General features: G+C 59.5%; 2 protein-coding genes. Both read right to left on the bottom strand.

Annotated features, from left to right (window positions below; genetic code table 11):
- Positions 1 to 639: PhoX family protein (locus tag AC1DT3_RS20535; RefSeq protein WP_477467055.1), on the bottom strand; the 639-nt coding region annotated here is incomplete at its 3' end.
- 97 nt (positions 640 to 736) lie between these two features.
- A partial coding sequence (locus AC1DT3_RS20540) for a glycosyltransferase family 4 protein (RefSeq protein ID WP_477467056.1) occupies positions 737 to 1,586 on the bottom strand: 850 nt, incomplete at its 5' end.

A 1,586-nucleotide genomic window follows, 5' to 3' on the forward strand; every position in this document is an offset into this window, starting at 1 on the left:
GTTGTATTTCGAATCCTTCACCAGCTGCCAGCGGCCGTCGCGCCGGATGATCTCGACGACAGCGCCCCCATGCGCGGCCATCTCGATATCGACGAGATCCTTGGTCATCTTCGCGAAATTGACGTCCTTCGCATCCTGGATTCCGACATCCGGGAACATCAATTCTTCGTTCGTGTACTCGTGATTGACGACCAGGAGACCGTGGTCGCTCGAACCTTCGAGGGGAATATATCCCACGAAATCACTGTTGTATCCGAATTGCCGGCTCTGCTTCTCGGCCGTCTGCGCGGTCGGATCGAACTCGGGCGCATCGGGAAACAGCGGATCGCCCCAACGCAGGAAAACCTGGGCGTCATAGCCAGCCGCCACGTGATGGGTATGATCGACGCCGGCCTCGATCTCATCGAAGACGAACGACGACGGCACGCGCTTCGCGCCCGGCGCAGCCGTTTGCGCCAGCGCGCGATGGCCAACGGTGGCCGAGATCGCCGCAACCGCCAACGCGCCTTTCAAGAGGTCGCGTCGGTGAAACCGATGGGCGATGATTTCGCCCATCGTCAAGTTTTCGGTTGGGTTGATTCCCGCGTCACCGGAATCCTCAAGCTCGCTCGCGCGAAGTCTGATCAGCTGTTCGCTCATCGATTTCTCCTTACCGCGAGGAAATTAGAACGCTTCCATGTAAGTGCCGTGACAGCGGCGTTTGGCAAGCCTCATTTTGGGTGCGGCCCATGGGTATTCACCTAGCCTGCGCCGCTTCGATGTTGGAGAAGAATTGGCGCGCACTTTCCCGCCACGTGAAGTTTTGCCCGTGTGACCGGCATCGCGCGCGGGGGATTTCGAGCGCTTGCAGGCAGGCGCTTCTCAGATCATCGTCGAGAATGCCGCAGCCCGACGCTCCGATGACATCGATGGGCCCCATGACCGGAAAGGCCGCCACCGGCAGGCCGGACGCCAACGCTTCGATCAATACGATTCCGAACGTGTCCGTCAGGCTCGGAAAAACGAATGCATCACAAGAGGCGTATATCGCGGCGAGATCTTTTCCGGTCAGAGGCCCGAGAAAACGAGCTGACGGATATTGAGCCGCGAGCGACGCACGCGCTGGGCCGTCACCGACGACGATCTTGGTTCCCGGAAGATCGAGCGACAGAAACGCTTCGATATTCTTCTCGACCGAAACACGCCCCACATATAAAAAGAGCGGTCCGGGGAAGTCCAAACAGCGCTCCGCTCTCGGGTGAAACAATTCCATGTCGACGCCTCTCGTCCACCGGAGAATATTTCGGAAGCCGCGCTCACTCAGTTGCCGCTCGAGCGATATCGTGCTGACCAGCGTCGCCCGCCCTGCGTTGTGGAAGCGTCTCAAAGCACGATAGCTCCAGTTTTCAGGGACTGGAGCACGAGCCGAAATGTATTCCGGAAAGCGCGTGTGGTAGCTCGTCGTGAAGGCACGCTCTTGTCGCAGACAGACGTGGCGCGTCGATAGGCCGATCGGCCCTTCGGTGGCGATATGAACGTGTGTCGGATCGACGTCACGAATGATCGCTGCAATTGCGGACGGCGAGGCGAGAGAGAGCCTGATCTCG

Source organism: Microvirga sp. P4_G7 (genome assembly GCF_056401005.1).